General features: G+C 61.7%; 2 protein-coding genes. One reads left to right on the top strand and one right to left on the bottom strand.

What is annotated here, in order from left to right:
* Nucleotides 1–191: hypothetical protein (locus BM125_RS20525; RefSeq protein ID WP_217647932.1), on the top strand; the 191-nt coding region annotated here is incomplete at its 5' end.
* A 166-nt stretch (nucleotides 192–357) separates the two neighbouring features.
* Here BM125_RS20525 and BM125_RS19500 read toward each other — a convergent pair.
* Nucleotides 358–2,403, bottom strand: a complete 2,046-nt coding sequence (locus BM125_RS19500) for a sialidase family protein (RefSeq protein WP_139225135.1) — start codon at nucleotides 2,401–2,403, stop codon at nucleotides 358–360.
* Between the last annotated feature and the right edge of the window lie 350 nt (nucleotides 2,404–2,753).

Raw genomic sequence — 2,753 nt, 5'->3', positions numbered from 1 at the left:
ATGACGATGATCTGGTCGGCCATGCGCACGGTCGAGAAGCGGTGCGAGATCAGGATGACGATGCGGTTGGTCGAGAGCGCGCGGAAGTGTTCGAAGACGCCGGACTCGACATGGCGATGGACCGGGAGCGCTTGCGCGGAGGGTTGAGGCGGAATCGACGCCAGCGACGATTCCGCCGCAGGGCCGGATGAACGATCGCAGCGGAGCGGAGCAGTGAAGCCTCGCGCAAGGCCGATCTGTCGCCGACATTGCTCGAGCCCGCCCTGGCAACCAACTGGGGAAATCAGGCGGCGCTGGAGATGCGCTCCAGCGCCGCGACGCGACTGCGCGTCGCCTGCCGAGACCGGGTTCGGCCAATCAATCGAAGCCGTTCTGGAAAATCACATCGGCTTCGACCACTTGCATCCGGCGATAGGACGCCGGCGTTACCAGTGCATTCTTGGTCGACCAGACCACATGCCCCTCGAGCCCATCCGGGCGCACCTTGATCTGGGTCTCGAAGTCTTCCAGTTCGTCCTCGTAACCGCCCTCGACATCACCCAATGTGATGGCCTTGGCCCGCGACCAGGACTGTCCCTCGTCCAGGGAGACCATCATGTAGATATCGACATCGACTGGCTGGAATATCGGCTGACGAACATTCGTCTGAAGCCCATATCCCACCCATATGACGCTCGGATCCTGGGTGTCGCCCGGCAAGCCACCGGCGACAGTGGGTGGCGTACCGACGATGCGCGGCTCCTTCACGGTCAACTGCGATGGCCCGGTAATCTCGGGCGTCATGTTGACTGCATCGCTCCAAGTGGCCCCGCCGTCGGTGGAGCGACGAAGGAAGAAGTTGTAGGGATCGGTGTCGTCGAGGTACTGGAAGCGGAACAGGTCCGGTGTGTAGCTGTATCCAATCAGAATCGTGTTTCCACGAATCACGCCACGATGGGCCAACGCGTTCTCTATCGGATTGTCACCGGACAGGGCATCCGGCGCCGTACCCGTGCCACCCTTCAACGCACTGCTGCCGCTGAAATTGATCGCCGGCGGTTGCACGATGTCGACCAGCGGATTGCCGCCAGTGACGATACTGCTGCGGCAGTTGGCAGCGTCGATCGGCGGATCGAGAGACTCCGGCGTGATGAGATTGCCAGTGGCGCGCCGAATGAATATGTCGGACGGACCGCCCTGGGTGAACTCGCCCTGCTTGTAGATGAACACGAGCGGGACCGGATTGGTCTGCTCCTGGGTCAGGAAACGTACACGCCTCGCATTTTCTCCCGGTTCGCTGATGATGCACCCCACCTCGCCGCCGGGGGGCGGCGCGTTCCATTCGAAGGTGTGGTAGCGAATGTATTTGCCTTCGTCGAAGCCCTGCGTGCCTTTGGTTTCCTCATAGGCCATCACGACCTGGGTTCCGATCTGGCCGATGTTCGAGCGCGACGAGCCGACATTGCCGCGATCGTAGTCACCGGGCGGATGCGTCTCGCGGTCGCCGGTGCTGGAGAGGGGCACCGCCTCGACGGTATTGCGGGTGACGCGCACCGGTGCCGCCCAGTCGGCGCTATTGAAGGCACTGGTCAGCAGGCTGGCGTACCAGATATCGGTACCGTTGTTGACATTCGCTCCCGATGCTCCGTCGCCCGGGCCCTCGGCCTCACCGAGCTTGAGACCGAGCGGGTCCTCTTGCCAATTGATGACGAATGCGCTGGAGTTACCGCGGTTGGCATCCTGCTTGACGTCGCGCAGGCCGCTACTGAGCTGATCTGTGCGATAAGGCAGGCCGCCTGGCCAGATCGTCAGGAATTGCTGGGTTGCGGTGTCCCACCGCAGGCGCGATACGTACATGCAACTGTAGGGCACGGTGACGCCATTGAGTTCTGGATATACGACGAAGCGCTGGTCGCCTCCGGGGCAATAATTGTCACCCCAGGTCACGATGATCTGGTTGCCGACATTGAAGACGTTGGGTTTGTCGCTGTCCCCCGGATAAGCAGTGGAGCGCGGATCGGCAACAAGATCGGGATATCCATCGGCACCCAGAACCGGCGCGCCGGTGCTCTCGAGAATGCCGAGCGACGACGAAAGTGCAGCCGTATTGGAAATGTTGAGCGGGGCGCCCCAAGTGTCGCCATTGTCCGTGGACACGCTGATCACGATGTCGAACGGTTTCCGCGCCTCCTGCTTCTTGGTGTCATAGGCGAGCAGACCCACATCCTGCGCCTCGCCGTAGATGGCGAACAGCGTCCTGTCCGGCGTGCGTAGCAACTTCACCTTGTTGGTCGACTCGGTGGCCGAGATGGTCAGCGGCGCATCCACCGGAAACAGTGCGAGACCGCTCCCGTTGATGACATAGGCACCCAGGGTGCCCGCCACAGCAATGCCGCCGACAAGGATTGGAATCCTGCGCTTCATCATGTTTTTCCGTCGTTGGCGAAGGATTTCGCCGTTGAAGGAAAGTCTGCGCCGTATCCGCGCGCGCTCATTGATACAGATCAAGTCCGACTATGGCTTCGTGGCTGCCCGGAGTTGTCTGGTGTTGGTGCGCGGGCGTCTGGCGCCCGGCGATTCACGAATGGCCGTAACGTGGATCGCTATTGATAGCCGCGCGCCTGCAGCGAGAACAGATGAGCGTAGTGTCCTTCACGCTCGAGCAACTCGGCATGGTTGCCGTGCTCGATGATGCGGCCGTCCTGGATGACGATGATCTGGTCGGCCATGCGCACGGTCGAGAAGCGGTGCGAGATCAGGATGACGATGCGGTT

It is taken from the genome of Dokdonella immobilis (assembly GCF_900115085.1).
GTDB classification, from domain to species: domain Bacteria; phylum Pseudomonadota; class Gammaproteobacteria; order Xanthomonadales; family Rhodanobacteraceae; genus Dokdonella; species Dokdonella immobilis.
The sequence above is the reverse complement of the archived record's forward strand: the minus strand, read 5'-3'. Positions and strand labels throughout refer to the sequence as shown.